This is a genomic window from Robbsia andropogonis, assembly GCF_000970345.1.
Taxonomy (GTDB): Bacteria; Pseudomonadota; Gammaproteobacteria; order Burkholderiales; family Burkholderiaceae; genus Robbsia; species Robbsia andropogonis.
Window position 1 is genome coordinate 156348 of record NZ_LAQU01000006.1, and the last position, 18475, is coordinate 174822.

General features: G+C 60.1%; 12 protein-coding genes and 3 pseudogenes. 1 reads left to right on the plus strand and 14 read right to left on the minus strand.

Going from position 1 to position 18475, the window contains the following annotated elements; all coding sequences use genetic code 11:
• Positions 1-74: 74 nt before the first annotated feature.
• From phoR to WM40_RS08220, 12 genes and pseudogenes are all read right to left on the minus strand, one after another.
• Positions 75-1364: pseudogene (phoR, locus tag WM40_RS08170) on the minus strand (phosphate regulon sensor histidine kinase PhoR); the annotation flags it as partial.
• A 170-nt stretch (positions 1365-1534) separates the two neighbouring features.
• Entirely contained in the window at positions 1535-2275 is a 741-nt protein-coding gene (gene phoB, locus WM40_RS08175) for a phosphate regulon transcriptional regulator PhoB (protein WP_024901437.1), read from the minus strand.
• 135 nt (positions 2276-2410) lie between these two features.
• On the minus strand, positions 2411-3121 hold the full coding sequence (gene phoU, locus WM40_RS08180; RefSeq protein ID WP_024901438.1) for a phosphate signaling complex protein PhoU: 711 nt from the start codon (positions 3119-3121) through the stop codon (positions 2411-2413).
• A 50-nt stretch (positions 3122-3171) separates the two neighbouring features.
• A complete protein-coding gene (pstB, locus tag WM40_RS08185) occupies positions 3172-3933 on the minus strand; it encodes a phosphate ABC transporter ATP-binding protein PstB (RefSeq protein WP_176025987.1) in 762 nt (253 codons plus the stop codon).
• Positions 3934-4042: 109 nt separating this feature from the next.
• Positions 4043-4927, minus strand: a complete 885-nt coding sequence (gene pstA, locus WM40_RS08190; RefSeq protein ID WP_046152673.1) for a phosphate ABC transporter permease PstA — start codon at positions 4925-4927, stop codon at positions 4043-4045.
• 11 nt (positions 4928-4938) lie between these two features.
• Positions 4939-5955 carry a phosphate ABC transporter permease PstC gene (pstC, locus tag WM40_RS08195; protein WP_024901441.1) on the minus strand — a complete coding sequence of 339 codons (1017 nt, stop codon included), beginning with the start codon at positions 5953-5955 and terminating at the stop codon, positions 4939-4941.
• A 359-nt stretch (positions 5956-6314) separates the two neighbouring features.
• Positions 6315-7346 carry a phosphate ABC transporter substrate-binding protein PstS gene (gene pstS, locus WM40_RS08200; RefSeq protein WP_024901442.1) on the minus strand — a complete coding sequence of 344 codons (1032 nt, stop codon included), beginning with the start codon at positions 7344-7346 and terminating at the stop codon, positions 6315-6317.
• A gap of 260 nt (positions 7347-7606) precedes the next feature.
• Positions 7607-8929, minus strand: coding sequence for a phosphoglucosamine mutase (glmM, locus tag WM40_RS08205; protein ID WP_081764714.1), 1323 nt, complete (start codon positions 8927-8929; stop codon positions 7607-7609).
• Between the two features lie 33 nt (positions 8930-8962).
• Positions 8963-9145: pseudogene (gene glmM / locus WM40_RS32450) on the minus strand (phosphoglucosamine mutase); the annotation flags it as partial.
• Positions 9146-9450: 305 nt separating this feature from the next.
• A pseudogene (gene folP, locus WM40_RS08210) lies at positions 9451-10317 on the minus strand (dihydropteroate synthase); the annotation flags it as partial.
• A 305-nt stretch (positions 10318-10622) separates the two neighbouring features.
• Positions 10623-12512: an ATP-dependent zinc metalloprotease FtsH gene (gene ftsH, locus WM40_RS08215; RefSeq protein ID WP_024901445.1), complete on the minus strand. Its 1890-nt coding sequence runs from the start codon at positions 12510-12512 to the stop codon at positions 10623-10625.
• Between the two features lie 324 nt (positions 12513-12836).
• A complete protein-coding gene (locus WM40_RS08220; protein WP_046152624.1) occupies positions 12837-13604 on the minus strand; it encodes an RlmE family RNA methyltransferase in 768 nt (255 codons plus the stop codon).
• 89 nt (positions 13605-13693) lie between these two features.
• Here WM40_RS08220 and WM40_RS08225 point away from each other — a divergent pair, with 89 nt between their 5' ends.
• Entirely contained in the window at positions 13694-14269 is a 576-nt protein-coding gene (locus WM40_RS08225) for a YhbY family RNA-binding protein (protein ID WP_036006783.1), read from the plus strand.
• A 139-nt stretch (positions 14270-14408) separates the two neighbouring features.
• Here WM40_RS08225 and greA read toward each other — a convergent pair whose 3' ends face one another.
• Together greA and carB are read right to left on the minus strand one after the other, a co-directional pair.
• On the minus strand, positions 14409-14891 hold the full coding sequence (gene greA / locus WM40_RS08230) for a transcription elongation factor GreA (protein WP_046152675.1): 483 nt from the start codon (positions 14889-14891) through the stop codon (positions 14409-14411).
• A gap of 183 nt (positions 14892-15074) precedes the next feature.
• Complete coding sequence (carB, locus tag WM40_RS08235) at positions 15075-18329, minus strand: carbamoyl-phosphate synthase large subunit (RefSeq protein ID WP_046152625.1); 3255 nt, start codon at positions 18327-18329, stop codon at positions 15075-15077.
• Positions 18330-18475: the final 146 nt, after the last annotated feature.

The window sequence follows — 18475 nt, forward strand, 5'->3', positions numbered from 1 at the left end:
TGGGGGACGTCGATCGCGGCATCCAGCTCCCCCATGTCGTCGTCGGTATCGTCCTCGATGAAGGCGTTCATCAGCACAGTCCGGTGCCGGGGAAAGTGCACGGCGAACTGACTCCCACGTCCCACCTGACTGCGGATGCTCAGGCGCGCTTCATGGCGCTGCAATACGTGCTTGACGATCGCAAGTCCCAGCCCTGTCCCCCCCGTCCCGCGTGAACGACTCCGGTCCACGCGATAGAAACGTTCGGTCAACCGCGGAATATGTTCAGCCGGAATGCCGATACCGTCATCGGTTACCGTAAACACCCCATAGCCATCCTCGGCACGCCAGGAGACGTCGATGACGCCCCCTTCCGGGGTGTACCGCACGGCATTGCTGACCAGGTTGCCAAACGCGCTCGCGATCTCGTTTTCGGCACCGGTGATGCCCACGGTCGGGTCGATGTCGAGATGGATCGTATGCTTGCCGCCGGACAAGCCGATGGCTTCATCCCGCAAATGCTGCGTCAAGGTGCGAACGTCCACTCGCTGGTCGCCCGGCGGCTTCGGATCGCCCTCGATATGCGCCAGGACCAGCAGGTCATTGACGATGTTCTGCATACGCAGCGACTGCTGCTCCATCAAGCTGAGGTATCGGGCACGGTCCGCTTCACTCAACGGCAACTCCCGCATCGTCTCGAGAAAGCCCGACAGCACGGTGAGCGGCGTTTTCAACTCGTGCGACACGTTGGCGACGAAGTCGCGGCGCATCGAATCCGTGCGTTCCAGCTTTGTCACGTCCTGCGAGATCACGACCTTGCGCTGGTCCCCATAAGGCAGCACCTGGACAGACAGGATTTTATGAAATTTGCGGCCCATCCCACTCATCCGCAGATCCATGCCCTCCCGTGGCGAGCCGATATATTGAATGAACTCCGGCTGCCGTATCAGATGGGTGATGTGCTGGCCGACATCCCGCTCGGCGTCCACGCCGAAATGGCGCTCGGCATTGGCATTGCACCACTCTATGCGCTGTTCCCGGTCGAGCAGGATGATGCCGTTCGGCGAGACCTGAATCGCCTCGATGAAACGCGTGTGCTGCGCCTCGATATCGCGAACCTGTTGATACCACCGCTTGGAGAAACGAAACAGCCGATAGTAAATTTCGCCCCAGACGCCCGGCGCGCTCGGCACCGTGCCGTAGGCGGGCTTATCCAGCAGGCGCCACAGGCGCTGTGCCTGGTACGTGGCGAAAGCCCAGTGCAGCAGCATGCCGACAACGCCCAGGGCCAGCCCCGCGGTGATGCCGAATACCACACTTATCACGCCGATCAGCAGCAGAAACAGCACCAGCGACGCCGTCGCCCGCGCCCAGATCACATTCATATTGTCGCTCCGAAAACAACAAACGCGCGGAAGCACGGCCGAAGCCGCCTCTTCCGCGCGCCTTGAGGAGCAGCGCCGCCTGCAACATCCGCCCGGTGCGCTGGATATCCTGCGCACCCGGCGGCGATCACCGGGGCTCCGACTGCCTCCAAACGCCTGGCCGTATTGTATTACGCGTGTTTGGACAGCCTGTAACCGCTGCCGCGCACCGTCTCGATCATCAAGTCGCAACCCGCCGGCTTCAGCGCCGCGCGTAGCCGCTTGATGTGGACATCCACGGTCCGTTCCTCGACAAACACATGGTCGCCCCAGACGCGGTCAAGCAGCTGGGTGCGGCTATGCACGCGCTCCGGATGCGTCATCAGGAAGTGTAGCAGGCGGAATTCCGTTGGCCCCAGCTCCAAGCGGATATCTTCGTTCAGCTCGACGCCGTCCGCGGCAACCTCGCCGGCAATGGCAAGCCGCTTGGCGCTGACGCGGTGCGTCGTCGGATCCAGACGCAGGCCGTTGATCGCCACCACATCCTCGGTCAATTGCGGCGCGCGACGGCGCAATACCGCCTTGATGCGCGCCATTAATTCCTTAGGCGAAAACGGCTTGGTCACATAGTCGTCGGCACCGGTCTCCAGTGCCGCTACCTTGTCGGCTTCTTCCCCGCGTGCCGTCAGCATGATCAGCGGAATGCTGCGGGTACGTTCATCCATGCGCAACTCACGCGCAAACGCAATGCCGGATTTTCCCGGCAGCATCCAATCGAGCAGGATCAGATCCGGTAGCACATCGCCGATCAGATGCTGCGCCTGCTCGGCGTTATAAGCACGTATCGCGTAATGGCCGGCATGCTCGAGGTTGACGGCGATCAGTTCCGAAATCGACGGCTCGTCTTCGACGACAAGGATACTGCTGGGCATGTTGAAAACTCTCCTGGGGAAACCCTGCTGGCGACACAGGTCAACTACACAGCGGCGGATATGAATTCACCGCCGTCAATCGCGCGCCGCTCGCAGGCCTGCTGGAAACACCACGTCGGCACACACGTGATCCGATCAGCTCAACGCTTCGCGCTCCATCGTCTCGCGCGGCATATGGCGCACATCGGTGCCCTTGACGATGTAGATGATCAGTTCGGCGATATTCTTTGCATGATCGCCAATCCGTTCAATCGCTTTTGCGACAAACAGGTAATCCAGTCCGACCGAGATCGTCCGTGGATCTTCCATCATATACGTGGCCAGCTTGCGTACAAAGGCATCGAATTCGCTGTCGATGGCCTTGTCATCACGGACAATCTGCAAGGCGGCGTTGATGTCCAGGCGCGCAAACGCGTCCAGCACATTGTGCAGAATCGACGCCGCCATTTCACCTGATAGGCGAATTTCGGCGGTATTGATCGCACGGCCCGCGCCGTCGTCGATGATCCGCTGCGTCCGCTTGGCGACTTTCTGCGCCTCGTCACCGGCACGCTCCAGATTGGTGATCGCCTTGGAAACCGCCATAAGCAGTCGTAAATCACGAGCAGCGGGTTGTCGACGCGCAATGATGTCGTTGCATTGCTGGTCGATTTCCACTTCCATCTCATTGACACGGCGTTCGGCCGTGGCAACGTGACGTATGGCGGTTTCATTGTAGTTATTCAATGCATCCATCGCGTTGACGATCTGCGACTCCACCAAGCCGCCCATTTCGAGAAGCTTGGAAGACAGCAAGTTCAGATCGGCATCGAACTGGCTGGAAAGATGTTGTTTTTCCTGTGGCATGGCCCGTCCTATTGGGTTGTGACGCTATCGGAACCGCACGACTGGCGGTATCAACCGAAACGGCCGGTGATGTAGTCTTCCGTCTCACGGCGCTGCGGCTTCACGAAAATCTTTTGCGTTTCGCCGAACTCGACCAGTTCCCCCAGATACATATAGGCCGTGTAGTCGGAACAACGCGCCGCTTGCTGCATATTGTGAGTAACGATCACGACCGTATAGTCGTGCTTCAATTCGTCGATCAGTTCCTCGATACGGCCGGTCGAGATTGGGTCCAACGCGGAGCATGGCTCGTCGAGCAACAAGACTTCGGGGCGCACCGCGATGCCACGTGCGATACACAAACGTTGCTGTTGGCCGCCGGACAGGCCGTAACCGCTTTGTTGCAATTTATCCTTTACTTCGGTCCAAAGCGCCGCTTTTGTCAGAGCCCATTCCACGCGATCGTCCATCTCGCTACGGCTGAGCTTTTCGAACATCCGTACGCCGAACGCGATGTTTTCATAAATCGACATCGGAAACGGCGTCGGTTTTTGAAACACCATGCCGACGCGCGCGCGCAGCAGGGAGATATCCATCGACGTGGTCAGCAGGTTCTCGCCGTCCATCATGATCTCTCCCTCGGCGCGTTGCTCCGGGTACAGCGCGTACATCCGATTAAACGTGCGCAACAGCGTGGACTTGCCGCAGCCGGACGGACCGATGAAGGCCGTTACCTTCTTTTCCGGGATATCCAGCGCTATATGCTTCAACGCATGGAAACCGCTGTAGTAGAAGTTCAGGTCGCGTACCTGAATCTTCGCGCGGCCGCGCATGGCGGCTGGATTCGGGCTTGGCGCGGACAACGTCGCCACATTGTCTGCGTGCTTCGTCGCTATATCGCTCGTTTGAACAATTGCCATGATGGTCAACACCTATCCTTGTTTACTTTTTCCGCGTAATCAGACGCGCGGCAACGTTCAGGGCGAGCACGCCGAGCGTGATCAGGAAGACACCGGCCCATGCCAGCGACTGCCAGTCAGCGAACGGACTCATCGCGAACTGGTATATCGTGACGGGCAAACTGGCCATCGGCTGCATCAGGCTGGTGCTGAAGAACTGATTCGACAGTGCCGTGAACAGCAGCGGCGCCGTTTCACCGGCGATCCGCGCCACCCCCAGCAGCACCCCGGTGATAATCCCGCCGATCGACGCGCGCAGCGTGATCGAACCGATCATCTTCCACTTCGGAATCCCCAGCGCGAACGACGCTTCCCGCAACGCCACCGGAACCAGGTTCAGCATGTTCTCGGTCGTGCGGATGACGATCGGAATCTGCAGCAGCGCCAGGGCGATGACACCGGCCAGGCCGCTGAAATGGCCCATCGACGCCACGACAATCGCGTAGACAAACAGACCGATCACGATCGACGGCGCGGACAGCAGCACATCGTTCAAGAAGCGCACCAGGCTAGCCAGCCAACTGGCGCGACCGTATTCGGCAAGGTAGATGCCGGCCATCACGCCCAGCGGCGTGCCGATCATCGTGGCCACGCCGACCATCTCGAAACTGCCAACGATCGCGTTCGCCAACCCGCCGTCACCGGAATTCGGCGCCGGTGTCGATTGGGTGAACAGGTTGATGCTCAACCCACGCAAACCGAGGTGAATCGTCGTATAGAGAATCCACAGCAGCCACAGCAGACCAAAGGCCATTGCCAACAGGGACAGGGTCAGCGCCATGCCATTGACACGACGGCGCTTGGCTTGCAGCCTTTCCTTGATGATCGCATCGCGTTGTTCGCGCGCTTGGGGACGTTGCAGACTCATCGATTGATCGCTCACTTGCGGCCCTCTTGTTTTTGCAGACGCAACAGCATCAGTTTCGACAACGCCAGCACGATGAACGTGATGACGAATAGAATCAGACCCAGCTCCATCAGCGCCGACGTATGCAAACCTGGCTGTGCTTCGGCGAATTCATTCGCCAGCGCTGACGTAATACTGTTCCCTGGCGCGAATAGCGAGACGCCGGAAAACATGTTCGTGTTGCCGATAACAAACGTCACCGCCATCGTCTCACCCAGCGCGCGGCCGAGACCCAGCATCACGCCACCGATCACGCCGGTCTTCGTGAAGGGCAACACCACTCGCCACATCACTTCCCACGTCGTGCAACCGATGCCATACGCCGATTCCTTCAGCAGCACCGGCGTCACTTCGAACACATCGCGCATCACGGCAGAGATGTAGGGAATGATCATGATCGCCAGGATCACGCCGGCGCACAGCAGGCCGATCCCGATCGGTGGCCCCTGGAACAATGCGCCGACAATCGGCAGACCGCCCAGCAGATGCTTCAATGGCAACTGGAACCATGTCGAGAAGATCGGGGCGAAGACCAGCAGCCCCCACATTCCATAAACAATCGAAGGAATCGCGGCGAGCAGTTCGATCGCGATACCCAGCGGGCGACGCAGCCACGCCGGCGACAGTTCCGTCAGGAATAACGCGATGCCAAAGCTCACCGGCACTGCAATGACCATCGCGATCACCGACGTGATGATCGTGCCGTAGATCGGCACCAATGCGCCGAACTGCTGGTTCGGCGGGTCCCATTCGCTATTGACGAGGAAACTGAAACCGAACTGGCGCAGCGACGGCCAGGATTCAATCACGAGCGAAACGATGATGCCGCCCAGCAGCACCAACGTGATCAAGGCGCTCGCCCGTGTCAGCAGGCCGAAGACCACGTCGCCAAACTGACCAGGTGCACGCGGCGCCGCCAACGATGCGCCCGGCGGCATCGCGCCGGAATCGGCGCCGCCTTGAGACGCTGCGGAAGAGATATCTGACATGATGTCGAGTCGCGATGGCACAAGTGCCCGAGGGCACGATGGCAAACGAAATCAAACCGATTCGCTTGCCGTCCGAAGAGCTAACACTTCACCACTCGCCGACAGCATGCGACGCCAGGGACGATGGCCATTACCATAGTCACCCTCATGTCACCAAACTGTCATCGAATGGCATTGGATACATTTAAGGGCACCCTTCAACGCCAGCACGCCGCGCGTGCTGCCGCCGATGGGTACCCCGTCCCGCCAACTGCTTGTCATTTACCACTGCCGTGTCGCGAGAAGTCGCGTGAGCGTCGGCGTGGTTTTTTTTAACTGCCTAATCACGGCCGGCTTGCCAGCCAACCGTGGATCGCTTCTTACTCGGCCGCGATAACCTTGCCCGAACCGTCCTTCACGTTCTTCCACGCATTGTGGATTTGCGTGACGACCGATGCCGGCAACGGTATGTAGTCAAGCGAAGCGGCACCGGCCGCGCCGTTCTTGAACGACCAGTCGAAGAACTTCAGCACGGCCGCGCCTTGTTCTGGCTTGTCTTGCGATGCATGGACCATCACATACGTTGCCGCGACGATCGGCCATGCATTGGCACCGCTCGTGTTCGTCAGGATCTGGTAGAACGTCTTGCTCCAGTCCGCGCTGGCCGACGCCGCCTTGAACGTGTCGACCGTCGGTGCGACCACCTTGCCCGCCGCGTTCTTCATGTCAGCGTAGGTCATGTGGTTTTGCGTCGCGTAAGCCGATTCCACGTAGCCAATCGCGCCCGGCAAGCGTTGCACGAATGCCGCCACGCCGTCGTTGCCTTTGCCACCCGTACCCGTCGGCCAGTTGACCGTCGCGCCTTCGCCGACCTTCGACTTCCAGTCCGCGCTGACCTTCGACAGGTAGTTCGTGAAGATGAAGGACGTGCCCGAGCCGTCAGCACGACGGACCACGGCAATATCCGTATCCGGCAACTTGGCCTTCGGATTCAGCGCGACGATTTCCGGCGCATTCCACTTCGTGATCTTACCCAGGTAGATGTCCGCCAGGACCTCGCCCGACAACACCAGTTGGCCCGGCTTCACGCCCGGGATATTCACAACGGGGACGATCCCGCCAACGACCGTCGGGAATTCGACCAAACCGTTCTTTGCAAGCTCTTCGTCCGTCATCGGTACGTCGGAGCCAGCGAAATCAACCGTCTTTGCCTGGATTTGCTTGATGCCCCCGGAAGAGCCGATGCCTTGGTAGTTGACCTTGTTGCCGGTCGCTTTTTGATATTCGGCTGCCCACTTGCCATAGACCGGCGCGGCGAACGTGCTGCCTGCACCCGTGATGTCTGCGGCATGGCCCGCGGTAGCGACGAGGGCGGTGACCAAGCCGGCGATCGCGGTTTTCATCAAGTTCATGACCTCTCCATTGAAGTGAAATGCGGACAGTCCCGCAGGACAAACCGGAGCTTAAGTCAATAACATGACAGTCATGTGACAGTCGCAATCGGCCGCTGTAATGACAATGACAGGTCAGAATGACCGAAAGACGACGCGAGTGACCGTCCGGGAAGGGATGTTGCGTCAAGCACGTGGATCGACGGGAGGAGTGCGTTGTCATGCTGATCGCGCCTTCGAGGCGCGATCAGCTTCACGCCATGCCAGCGATCAGGCGGGCATCAGGCGAAAGCGAGACGGACCGCCCCTGCGATCGATTCAGCCTGTGCGGTGGCGGCCCCGGCGTCTTCCGCCTCCACCATGACGCGTAACACGGGCTCGGTGCCGGAGGCGCGAATCAACACGCGGCCGGTACCCGACAACGCCGTATTGGCCTTGTCGATGGCGGCGCCGATCGACGCATCGGCTTTCCAGTCAGCACCAGCGGCAATCCGCACATTGATCAGCTTTTGCGGGAACAAGGTCAGCCCTTCCAGCAGTTCTGCCAGCGTCTTGCCGCTGCGGCGCATCGCCGCAAGCACCAGCAACGCCGAGACAATGCCATCGCCAGTGGTATGCCGATCCAAGGACAGGATATGACCGGAACCTTCCGCGCCCAACTGCCAGTCGTGCTCGCGTAATTGTTCCAGCACATAGCGGTCACCCACCGCGGCCCGGACAAAACCGACATTCAAGCGACCGAGTGCCTGCTCGACCGCAAGATTCGTCATCAAGGTCCCCACTGCCCCCGGCACGTTGCCGTCCGTCGCAATCCGATCCTTGACCAGCACATAGAGCAGTTCATCGCCATTGTAGAGACGGCCGGTCGCATCGACGACCTGCAGCCGGTCCGCGTCACCGTCGAGCGCGATGCCCAGGTCCGCCTGGTTTTGCTTCACCGATTCGATCAGCGCTTCAGGCGCCGTGGCGCCGACGCCATCATTGATATTGAAGCCGTTCGGGCGAACGCCGATCGGAATCACCTCGGCGCCCAGCTCATGAAACACATGCGGCGCGATATCGTACGCGGCGCCGTTCGCGCAATCGATCACCAGGCGCATGCCACGCAGGTCATAGCTCGCAGGGAAGGTGCTCTTGCAGAATTCGATATACCGCCCCGCCGCATCGTCGAGTCGTCGCGCGCGGCCCAGTTTTTCCGACGGCGCGCACGATTGCGGCGCTTCCAGCCGCGCTTCGATCTGCCGTTCAATATCGTCAGGCAGTTTGTTGCCGTCGGCACTGAAGAACTTGATGCCGTTATCGTAATACGGGTTGTGTGATGCACTGATCACCACGCCCGCGGACAAGCGCAATGCCCGGGTAAGGTAGGCAATGGCCGGAGTGGGCATCGGCCCTGCCAGCATTACATCGACGCCGGCGGCCGCGAAGCCCGCTTCCAATGCCGCTTCGAGCATGTAGCCCGAGATCCGCGTGTCTTTGCCGATCAACACCGTTGGCCGGCCCGAGCGGAACAGGCCACGCCGCTCGCCGTCCTTGCCCAATGGACGCTGGCTGACACGCTGGTCACCGCCTTTCTGTGTGGCCTGAGCCGCCTGATGCGCCATTGCGGCAAGCGTGTCGGCCTCATCGTCATACGATGCCGTCCGCGGCGCCGCCCCCGGCAACGGACGAGGTTCTGGCGCACGAGGCGCCAAATCCGTCGCATGCACGAGCACTTCACCCGCCGCATAGCCCAGTTTCAGGACGAAATCGGGCGTAATCGGTGACTCGCCCACCCGCCCGCGGATCCCATCGGTTCCAAAATATCGCCGGCCTGCCATGACATCTCCTCTACTCGTCGTCCCGGACCCGCGCAACGCGCGCGAGGTACCTCTCGCCGCACGGCGTCCGGCTGCTTCACAAAGCTATTCCTGCCCTGCACCTGCAGCCACGTCTTCCGCGGGTGCGGGGCTCAGTCGCCGCGCCGTTCCGGCGTGGCATCATCACCGCCCGGCACAATAGCATCGGCCATGCCCTCAACGGCATCCGCCCTCTCCGATGCTGTCCCGTCAGCGTCAACAGCGCGTCCGTCGGCCATTTCGACGATGGCGCCACGCGGCTGCGGCGCTGCCGGGTCGTCTTGTCCGATCGCGCTCCATACCGACAACGCCTCCACGGTCTGGGCCACATCATGCACGCGAATGATGGCGGCGCCCCGTTCCGCCGCGCACACCGCGGCGGCCACGCTGGCAATCACCCGTGATGCCGGTGGCACCTCACCCTCTTGCGACGGTATCACCGCGGCAAGCATCGACTTGCGCGACATACCCGCGAGAATTGGCAAGCCACCAGGAGACGTCATCGGCAGGTCGCGCAGCAGCCGGAAGTTATGCGCGACAGACTTGCCAAAGCCAAAACCCGGATCGACGACAATCCGTTCGCGTGCCACGCCCGACGATTCCAACGCGATCACGCGACGCTCCAGGAAATGCCGCACTTCGTCGACCACATCCTCGTACGAGGGCGCATCCTGCATCGTTGTCGGCGCACCCTGCATATGCATCGCACAGACGCCGCACTGATTTCGCGCCACCACTTCCAATGCGCCATCTTCGGTAAACGCACGAATGTCGTTGATCATGTCGGCTCCGGCTTCCAACGCCGCGCGCATCACATCCGGTTTGTATGTATCGATGGACAACGCCACACCGAAGTCACGCAATGCCTCGACAACAGGCAAAACGCGGTCCAGCTCTTCTCCCAGCGAGACTTCAAGCGCACCCGGACGCGTCGACTCGCCGCCAATGTCGAGAATATGGGCACCCTCCCGGATCATGGCCTCGGCGCGACGCAAGGCCGCATCGCGCATTTGATATTTGCCGCCGTCGGAAAAAGAGTCAGGCGTGACGTTCAAAATACCCATCACCAAAGGCTGCGCCAATGAAAACCGAAACCGGCCGCAGCGGAAAATGCCGTGATCCCCCACAAGTCCGGACGGAAGGACATCGAACATCGATGTTGAACGCGGTGCATGCGGCACCACCGGCATCGCGGAGACCACGGATTCCGACGAAACAGCAACGTTATCCTGCGCCGAGACAGACGGCGACACGTCCGAAGCGGACGACAGGGGCAAGCCCGACAGGCCGGGTGTGGAAGGGGAAGAAGTCAAGGTATTGCTCTTGCATCAAGGGATACAGCGTAAAAACGACGTTGAAGCGTGGGCGACACACCATGCCTGCGCATCGCACCAACGTTGACGCACCACTAAACAAAAAGGCCGGTGCATATGCACCGGCCCGTTAGTGTATCCGCTTATTAAGCTGGCGCCGTTACGCTCGTAGGCGTCTTTGCGTCCGAACCGCCACCACCATTCGTCGGGCTACCCCCTGACGGCGGCGGCAGATTCTTCGGCGGACGAGGATTCTTGCCGGACATGATGTCATCGACTTGATCCGCATCGATGGTTTCCCATTCCAGCAGCGCCGTCACCATCACTTCCACCTTGGCACGATGTTCTTCGAGCAGACCTCGTGCACGCGCATACTGCTCGTCGAGTATCCGACGGATTTCCGCATCCACCTTCTGCTGCGTTGCTTCGGACACAGTCTTCGAGGACATCCGTCCGAACACACCATCCTGCTCGGTATCGACATAGACCATCGTGCCCAGCACATCGGACATACCGTAGCGGGTCACCATGTCACGCGCCATCTTTGTTGCGCGCTCGAAATCGTTCGACGCACCGGTCGACATCGAATTCAAGAACACTTCTTCCGCCGCACGACCGCCGAACAGAATCGCAATCTCTTCATACATACGTTCACGATACAGGTTCACGCGATCATGTTCCGGCAACTGCCACGTGATGCCCAGGGCCCAGCCACGCGGCATGATCGAGACCTTATGCACCGGGTCCGCAAGCGGCAGCAGCTTCGCCACCACGGCATGGCCGGACTCGTGGTAGGCGGTATTGCGCCGTTCTTCCTCCCGCATCACTGCCGAACGACGTTCCGGACCCATGAAAATCTTGTCCTTCGCATCCTCGAAGTCCTGCATCTCGACGATGCGCTTGCCACGGCGTGCCGCAAACAAGGCCGATTCGTTGACCAGATTCGCCAGGTCGGCGCCGGAGAAACCCGGGGTGCCACGCGCGATCACCGCCGCATCGACATCACCCGAGATGGGCACCTTGCGCAAGTGAACCTTCAGGATTTGCTCACGACCGCGGATATCCGGCAAGCCGACATACACTTGCCGGTCGAAACGGCCTGGACGCAGCAATGCCTTGTCCAGCACGTCCGAACGGTTCGTTGCCGCGATCACGATGACGCCTGAATTCGCCTCGAAGCCGTCCATCTCAACCAGCATCTGGTTCAACGTCTGTTCGCGCTCATCGTTACCGCCGCCCATGCCGGCACCGCGATGGCGACCCACGGCGTCGATTTCGTCGATGAATACGATACAAGGCGCATGCTTTTTGGCCTGCTCGAACATGTCGCGTACACGCGCCGCGCCCACGCCAACAAACATTTCGACAAAGTCCGAACCGGAGATGCTGAAAAATGGCACCTTGGCTTCGCCGGCAATCGCCCGCGCCAGCAATGTCTTACCCGTTCCCGGTGGGCCCACCAACAGGACACCACGCGGAATACGGCCGCCCAGCTTCTGGAACTTTTGCGGATCGCGCAGGAAGTCCACCAACTCGCTGACTTCTTCCTTCGCCTCATCGCAACCCGCGACATCGGTGAAGTTGATAGCGTTATTATTTTCGTCGATCAGACGCGCTCGCGACTTGCCGAAGGAAAAGGCGCCGCCCTTACCCCCACCCTGCATCTGTCGCATCATATAGAACCAGAACACCATCAACAGGATGGAAGGCCCTACATACGTCAGGATCGAAAGCAACAGATTCGGCTCGTCTTCCGGCTTCCCGCTGACCTGAACACCATACTTCATCAGGTCACCGACCATCCAGATGTCGCCCGGCTGGACGATCGTGTATTTCTGACCGTCCGTCGGCGTCACGTTCAGTGTGCGTCCCTGGACCGTCACAGCTTTAATCTTGCCGTTCTTCGCGTCGTCCATGAACTGCGAGTACGGCACGCCTTCCTGAACCCGAGGCTTGTCGAACTGCTTGAACACCGTAAACAGCACCAGTGCGATGACCAGCCACACTGCCGCTTTCGAGAACATATTGTTGTTCAAGGCACCACTCCTTCACTGATATCGCCGGCCTGCCGGGACACCAATGCCATGTCCAAGCTGTTCCAGCGCATTCTAATCCACTCCGACAACCCCCGCCATAGACGCGACCGCAACGCGCGGCCGGATCCACCAGGCAGGTCCGTAATCGTCGAAATGGCCTTCCGGGGGTTTTCCCGTCATTGTTTCGGCTCTTCCCGCTTCATCCCCCTGCGGCTTTGCAACCGCGCGGCACCTTTCATTACGATCCTAAGCCCATACACGCTGAAAATATGTTTCAGAATGTTGCGGCTTGGCGCGGAAATCAGGCAAAACACCCATTGCACGTCATCCCGGATGCTTCAACTTCTTTCCCAAAATGAACGTCTCCGACGATTTGTCGCGCGACGCCTTGGGCTTGCGCGGCGCCACGACCCGGAACTGGTGCTTGAACTTTTCGATAATCTGGCTATATCCGCTGCCGTGGAAGCATTTCACCAACAATGCGCCGTCCGGCGTCAAATGCCGTTGCGAAAATTCCAGTGCGAGATCGCACACATGTTCGATCCGCGCGGCATCGGCCAAGGCAACTCCACTCAAGTTGGGGGCCATATCCGAGATCACAAGGTCAACCTTACACCCACCCAACATTTTTTCCAGCTTTTCGAGCACATCGTCTTCCCGGAAGTCACCTTGCAGGAACGCGACATCCGCGATGGGCGCCATCGGCAGCATATCGAGCGCGATGATCCTGCCGTTCAATGCCGTGGACGGTTGGTCCGGAGATAGCGCTGGGGAAGCTGGCTGCGCACGCTCCGCGGTCTTGCGCATTGACGCCGCATCTGTTGCCACGGCGTGCCCATCCTGTTGCGTGCCCACATCACTTTTCTTGCGTGACAGCATGCCGAGCCGGTTCCGAGCGTACTGGCTCCAACTGCCGGGCGCGGCGCCCAGATCGACGATGACCATCCCCGGACGGATCAATTTGTCCTGCTCGTCGATCTCCTTCAACTTATACGCGGCGCGTGCGCGATAGCCGTCACGCTGAGCCATCTTCACGTACGGATCGTTGATGTGGTCGTGCAACCACGCGTGACTAAAACGGTTCTTTGCCATGAAACTAATCGAATACCCCTGTTTTGGGGGATAATACGCTGCTTTTCCGCCCTACCGGCGGCCCCTGTCTGTTTCTGATCTGTATCGCGATGCCCGCCCTGACCCTGACCCCCGCTGCCCGTGCCGAATTCCGTTCGCAGGCGCACGCCCTGAAGCCCGTCATCCTGATCGGGGGTGAAGGCCTGACCGATGCCGTATTGGCAGAAACAGACCGTGCCCTGACGTCCCATCAACTGATCAAAGTACGTGTATTCGGTGACGAACGCGAAACGCGGATCGAAACCGCCACCACGCTGTGCGATCAACTCAACGCGGGGCTGGTGCAACACATTGGCAAACTACTGGTGCTGTATCGCCCGGCACCATCGGCAAAACCGTCGCGCGACACGCCGCAACACGATGCCAAACGAGCGACGGGCCCCGTGTCCCGTGCCGCAGCCGCACGCGCGGTCGCCGAACTGCCCGCCTCGGGCAACGCACCTGGCAAGGCCAAGGGCGCCGCGCCGCGCATGGTCAAGGTGATCAAGCCCACTGGCAATGAACGCCGCCGGGCACGTCCCAAGGATGTCTTGGTACGCGGCAACGAACGCGTGACCGCCGGTGGTAACATAAAGCGCGCGAAAAAGCGGAAAGTCAGCGTCAAGCGCATGCATCAGAGCGACTGAGCGCAATGGCGCGGCAAACGCCACGCCCACGTCGCACACCGCCGTAACGCGCTACCTGAGAAAAACGAAACGGACCGTTGATAACGGTCCGTTTTTTTATCGACCCAGGACAATACATCACGGGCCTGACGACGTTACGTCACACGTAGCGCACGCCGATGATCTCATACTTGCGCGTACCGCCCGGAGCGACGACCGCCGCCGTGTCACCTTCGTACTTGCCGATCAAGGCACGGGCGATCGGGGAGCTGATCGACACCAGACCATGCTCCAGGTCCGCCTCATCGTCGCCAACGATCTGATAGGTAACCTTCTCACCACTTTCCGCATCCTGCAAATCGACGGTGGACGCGAACACGACCCGGCCCTCGGCGCTGTCTTCCAGCGTTTTCGGATCGATGATTTGCGCGACCGACATCTTGCCTTCCAGTTCGGCAATGCGTCCTTCGATGAACGATTGCTTTTCCTTGGCGGCGTCGTACTCGGCATTTTCAGACAGGTCGCCCTGCGCGCGTGCCTCGGAGATCGCGTTGATAACCGACGGACGCTCGACGGACTTGAGCCGATGCAACTCTTCCTTCAATAATTCCGCGCCACGTTTTGTCAGAGGAATGGTGCTCATAGCAAATTGCCCATACAAAGTTTGCGCATAAAAAATCGCGCACAAAAAAATCGCCGCAGCCGGAAAGACCAGCGCCGCTCGTAACGACACAGCACCGATACCGCCCAGCCGCGGCTCATTGCATCCAGTGGCGCATGTCGGCGTCTGCCAGTTACCGGCAGCGCCAACGCACACACGAAGCGTTTAGTTTAGGCGAGCATGCAGTCCTTGTAAATCATAGACCTCAAGCTGCTGCAACGAATTCAAACCTTCGACCGCCGCACGCGCGCCGGAGATGGTCGTGTAGTAGGTCACATTGTTTGCGAGCGCGCTCATCCGGATAGAGCGTGAATCCGCAATGGCAGTACGGGTTTCATCCACCGTGGTCATGACAAGCGCGATTTCGCCGTTCTTTATCATGTCCACCACATGAGGCCGGCCGTCCTTGACCTTGTTGACCACGCGGACGGGAACACCGCCGGCAGAAATGGCTGCCGCAGTACCTTTCGTCGCGACGATCTGATAACCCAACTGGTCGAGACGACGTGCGATTTCGACGGCCGCCGGCTTGTCCGAGTCCATCACGGTCAGCAACACCGTGCCGGACGCAGGCAGGCGCGACCCTGCCGCCAGTTGCGACTTGAACAAGGCCTCACCGAACGTGCGGCCCACGCCCATCACCTCGCCGGTCGAACGCATTTCCGGTCCGAGCACCGGGTCGACCGTCGGGAATTTCGTAAATGGGAACACCGCTTCCTTGACGCTGAAGTACGGCGGGATCACTTCCTTCGTCACACCCTGCCGCGCCAATGTCTGACCCACCATCGCCCGCGCGGCGATCTTCGCAAGTTGCAGGCCGGTTGCCTTCGACACATACGGCACCGTTCGCGAGGCGCGCGGGTTCACTTCCAGCACGTAGATCACGTCGGAAGTCTTGCCCTCGGCATCCGTAACCTGCTGAATGGCGAACTGCACATTCATCAATCCCACGACGTTCAGGCCGCGCGCCATGGCCGCGGTCTGGCGCTTCAACTCCTCGACGGTTGCCGCGGACAGCGAATACGGCGGCAGCGAGCATGCCGAGTCGCCCGAATGGACGCCGGCCTGTTCGATATGCTGCATCACCCCACCGATGAAGACCGCTTCGCCGTCACAGATACAGTCGACGTCACATTCGATCGCATCGTTCAGGAAACGGTCCAGCAATACCGGCGAATCGTGCGAGACCTTGACCGCTTCACGCATATAGCGTTCAAGATCACGGGGCTCATGGACGATTTCCATGGCGCGCCCGCCTAGCACGTAAGACGGGCGTACGACCAGCGGATAACCGATTTCGTTCGCCAGCGTGAGCGCTTCAGACTCGGTTCGCGCCGTGCGATTCGGCGGTTGGCGCAGCGACAGATCTTGCAGCAGTTTCTGGAAACGCTCACGGTCTTCCGCGGCGTCAATCATGTCCGGCGACGTGCCGACAATCGGTACACCGTTCGCCTCCAAATCCAACGCCAGCTTCAGCGGGGTCTGGCCACCATACTGCACGATGACGCCAACCGGCTTTTCCTTGTCGACGATCTCGAGTACGTCCTCAAGCGTCAGCGGCTCGAAATACAGTCGGTCGGACGTGTCGTAGTCGGTCGAGACCGTTTCAGGGTTGCAGTTGACCATGATCGTCTCATAGCCATCCTCTCGCAACGCCAGGGCCGCATGCACGCAGCAGTAGTCGAATTCGATGCCTTGTCCGATCCGGTTCGGGCCGCCGCCCAGCACCATGATCTTCTTGTTGTTCGTCGGCTCGGCCTCGCACTCTTCCTCGTAGGTCGAATACAGGTAGGCGGTGTCGGTTGCGAACTCCGCCGCGCAGGTGTCGACGCGCTTGTACACCGGACGCACGTTCAAAGCGATCCGGCGTGCCCTGACGTCCGTTTGCGTGGTCCCGAGCAGCTTCGCCAAGCGACGATCCGAAAAACCGGCGCGCTTCAGGAAACGCAGCTCGTCCACGCTCAACCCGGACAACGCACGTCCAGCCAGGCCCTTTTCCAACTGCACGATGTTTTCGATCTGCGCGAGGAACCAGGGGTCCACCGCCGTTTCCTCGTACACTTCCTGCACGCTCAGGCCAATCCGGAAAGCATCGGCCAGATACCAGATCCGATCCGGACCGGTGTCACTGATTTCCTGGATGATTTCGTCGCGATCCGTCGACTTTTCATCGAGACCGTCCACGCCCACTTCCAACCCGCGCAGGGCCTTTTGGAACGACTCCTGAAAGGTGCGGCCGATCGCCATCACTTCGCCCACCGACTTCATCTGCGTGGTCAAGCGCGAATCTGCTTCGCGGAACTTCTCGAAGGCAAAGCGCGGCACCTTGACAACCACATAGTCGATCGACGGTTCGAACGAAGCCGGCGTTTGACCACCGGTGATTTCGTTGCGCAACTCATCCAGCGTATAGCCCACGGCCAGCTTCGCGGCGATCTTGGCGATCGGAAAACCGGTGGCCTTCGACGCCAGCGCCGATGAACGCGACACGCGCGGGTTCATTTCGATGACGATCATCCGACCATCTTTCGGATTGATCGAGAACTGGACATTCGAACCGCCGGTATCCACGCCAATTTCGCGCAGCACCGCCAGCGACGCATTACGCAGCAACTGGTATTCCTTGTCCGTCAGTGTCTGCGCCGGGGCAACGGTGATCGAATCGCCGGTGTGGATACCCATTGGATCGAGGTTTTCGATCGAGCAGACAATGATGCAGTTGTCGGCCGTGTCACGCACGACCTCCATCTCGTATTCCTTCCAGCCGAGCAGCGATTCTTCGATCAACAACTCGTGCGTGGGCGACAGGTCGAGGCCACGCTTGCAGATTTCCTCGAATTCCTCGCGGTTGTAGGCGATACCACCACCGGAGCCACCCAGCGTGAATGACGGACGGATCACCGTGGGATAACCGCTACCGCCGGTCAACACCGCGATCTCGGCCTGTACCTTCAACGCTTCTTCCATCGAATGGGCAATGCCGGATTTCGCCGAGCCCAGGCCGATGCGGGTCATTGCTTCCTTGAACTTCAGGCGATCCTCCGCCATGTCGATGGCCTTCGGCTTCGCCCCGATCAATTCGACGTTGTATTTGTCGAGTACGCCCTGGCGATGCAGCTCCAGCGCGCAGTTCAGCGCCGTCTGGCCACCCATCGTCGGCAGAATCGCATCGGGCTTTTCCTTCGCGATGATGCGTTCGACGACTTCCCACGTAATCGGCTCGATATAGGTCACGTCAGCCGTGTCCGGGTCCGTCATGATCGTGGCCGGATTGCTGTTGACCAGGATCACGCGATAGCCTTCCTCGCGTAGCGCCTTGCACGCTTGCGCGCCCGAATAGTCGAACTCGCAGGCCTGGCCGATGACGATCGGACCGGCGCCAATGATGAGGATGCTCTTTATGTCTGTGCGCTTTGGCATGTCTGGCGATATTTTTTTACTGAATAAGGTGCGGAACGCGTGCATCGAATCGATGCAACAAGCGACGCTGCATCCCGGTTGAAGCAGGCCGGGCGATGGTGCGGGTTTCCCCACGCGACCCGTCCCGCGTCGACGGTGCCACGTCG

Bases quoted from the DNA above. Each gene is read 5' to 3' on its own strand.
- phoB (WP_024901437.1), bottom strand. From the start codon at position 2,275: ATGCCCAGCAGTATCCTTGTCGTCGAAGACGAGCCGTCGATTTCGGAA.
- phoU (WP_024901438.1), bottom strand. From the start codon at position 3,121: ATGCCACAGGAAAAACAACATCTTTCCAGCCAGTTCGATGCCGATCTG.
- pstB (WP_176025987.1), bottom strand. From the start codon at position 3,933: ATGCGCGGCCGCGCGAAGATTCAGGTACGCGACCTGAACTTCTACTAC.
- pstA (WP_046152673.1), bottom strand. From the start codon at position 4,927: ATGAGTCTGCAACGTCCCCAAGCGCGCGAACAACGCGATGCGATCATC.
- pstC (WP_024901441.1), bottom strand. From the start codon at position 5,955: ATGTCAGATATCTCTTCCGCAGCGTCTCAAGGCGGCGCCGATTCCGGC.
- pstS (WP_024901442.1), bottom strand. From the start codon at position 7,346: ATGAACTTGATGAAAACCGCGATCGCCGGCTTGGTCACCGCCCTCGTC.
- glmM (WP_081764714.1), bottom strand. From the start codon at position 8,929: ATGGCGCATCAGGCGGCTCAGGCCACACAGAAAGGCGGTGACCAGCGT.
- WM40_RS08220 (WP_046152624.1), bottom strand. From the start codon at position 13,604: ATGGCAAAGAACCGTTTTAGTCACGCGTGGTTGCACGACCACATCAAC.
- WM40_RS08225 (WP_036006783.1), top strand. From the start codon at position 13,694: ATGCCCGCCCTGACCCTGACCCCCGCTGCCCGTGCCGAATTCCGTTCG.
- greA (WP_046152675.1), bottom strand. From the start codon at position 14,891: ATGAGCACCATTCCTCTGACAAAACGTGGCGCGGAATTATTGAAGGAA.
- carB (WP_046152625.1), bottom strand. From the start codon at position 18,329: ATGCCAAAGCGCACAGACATAAAGAGCATCCTCATCATTGGCGCCGGT.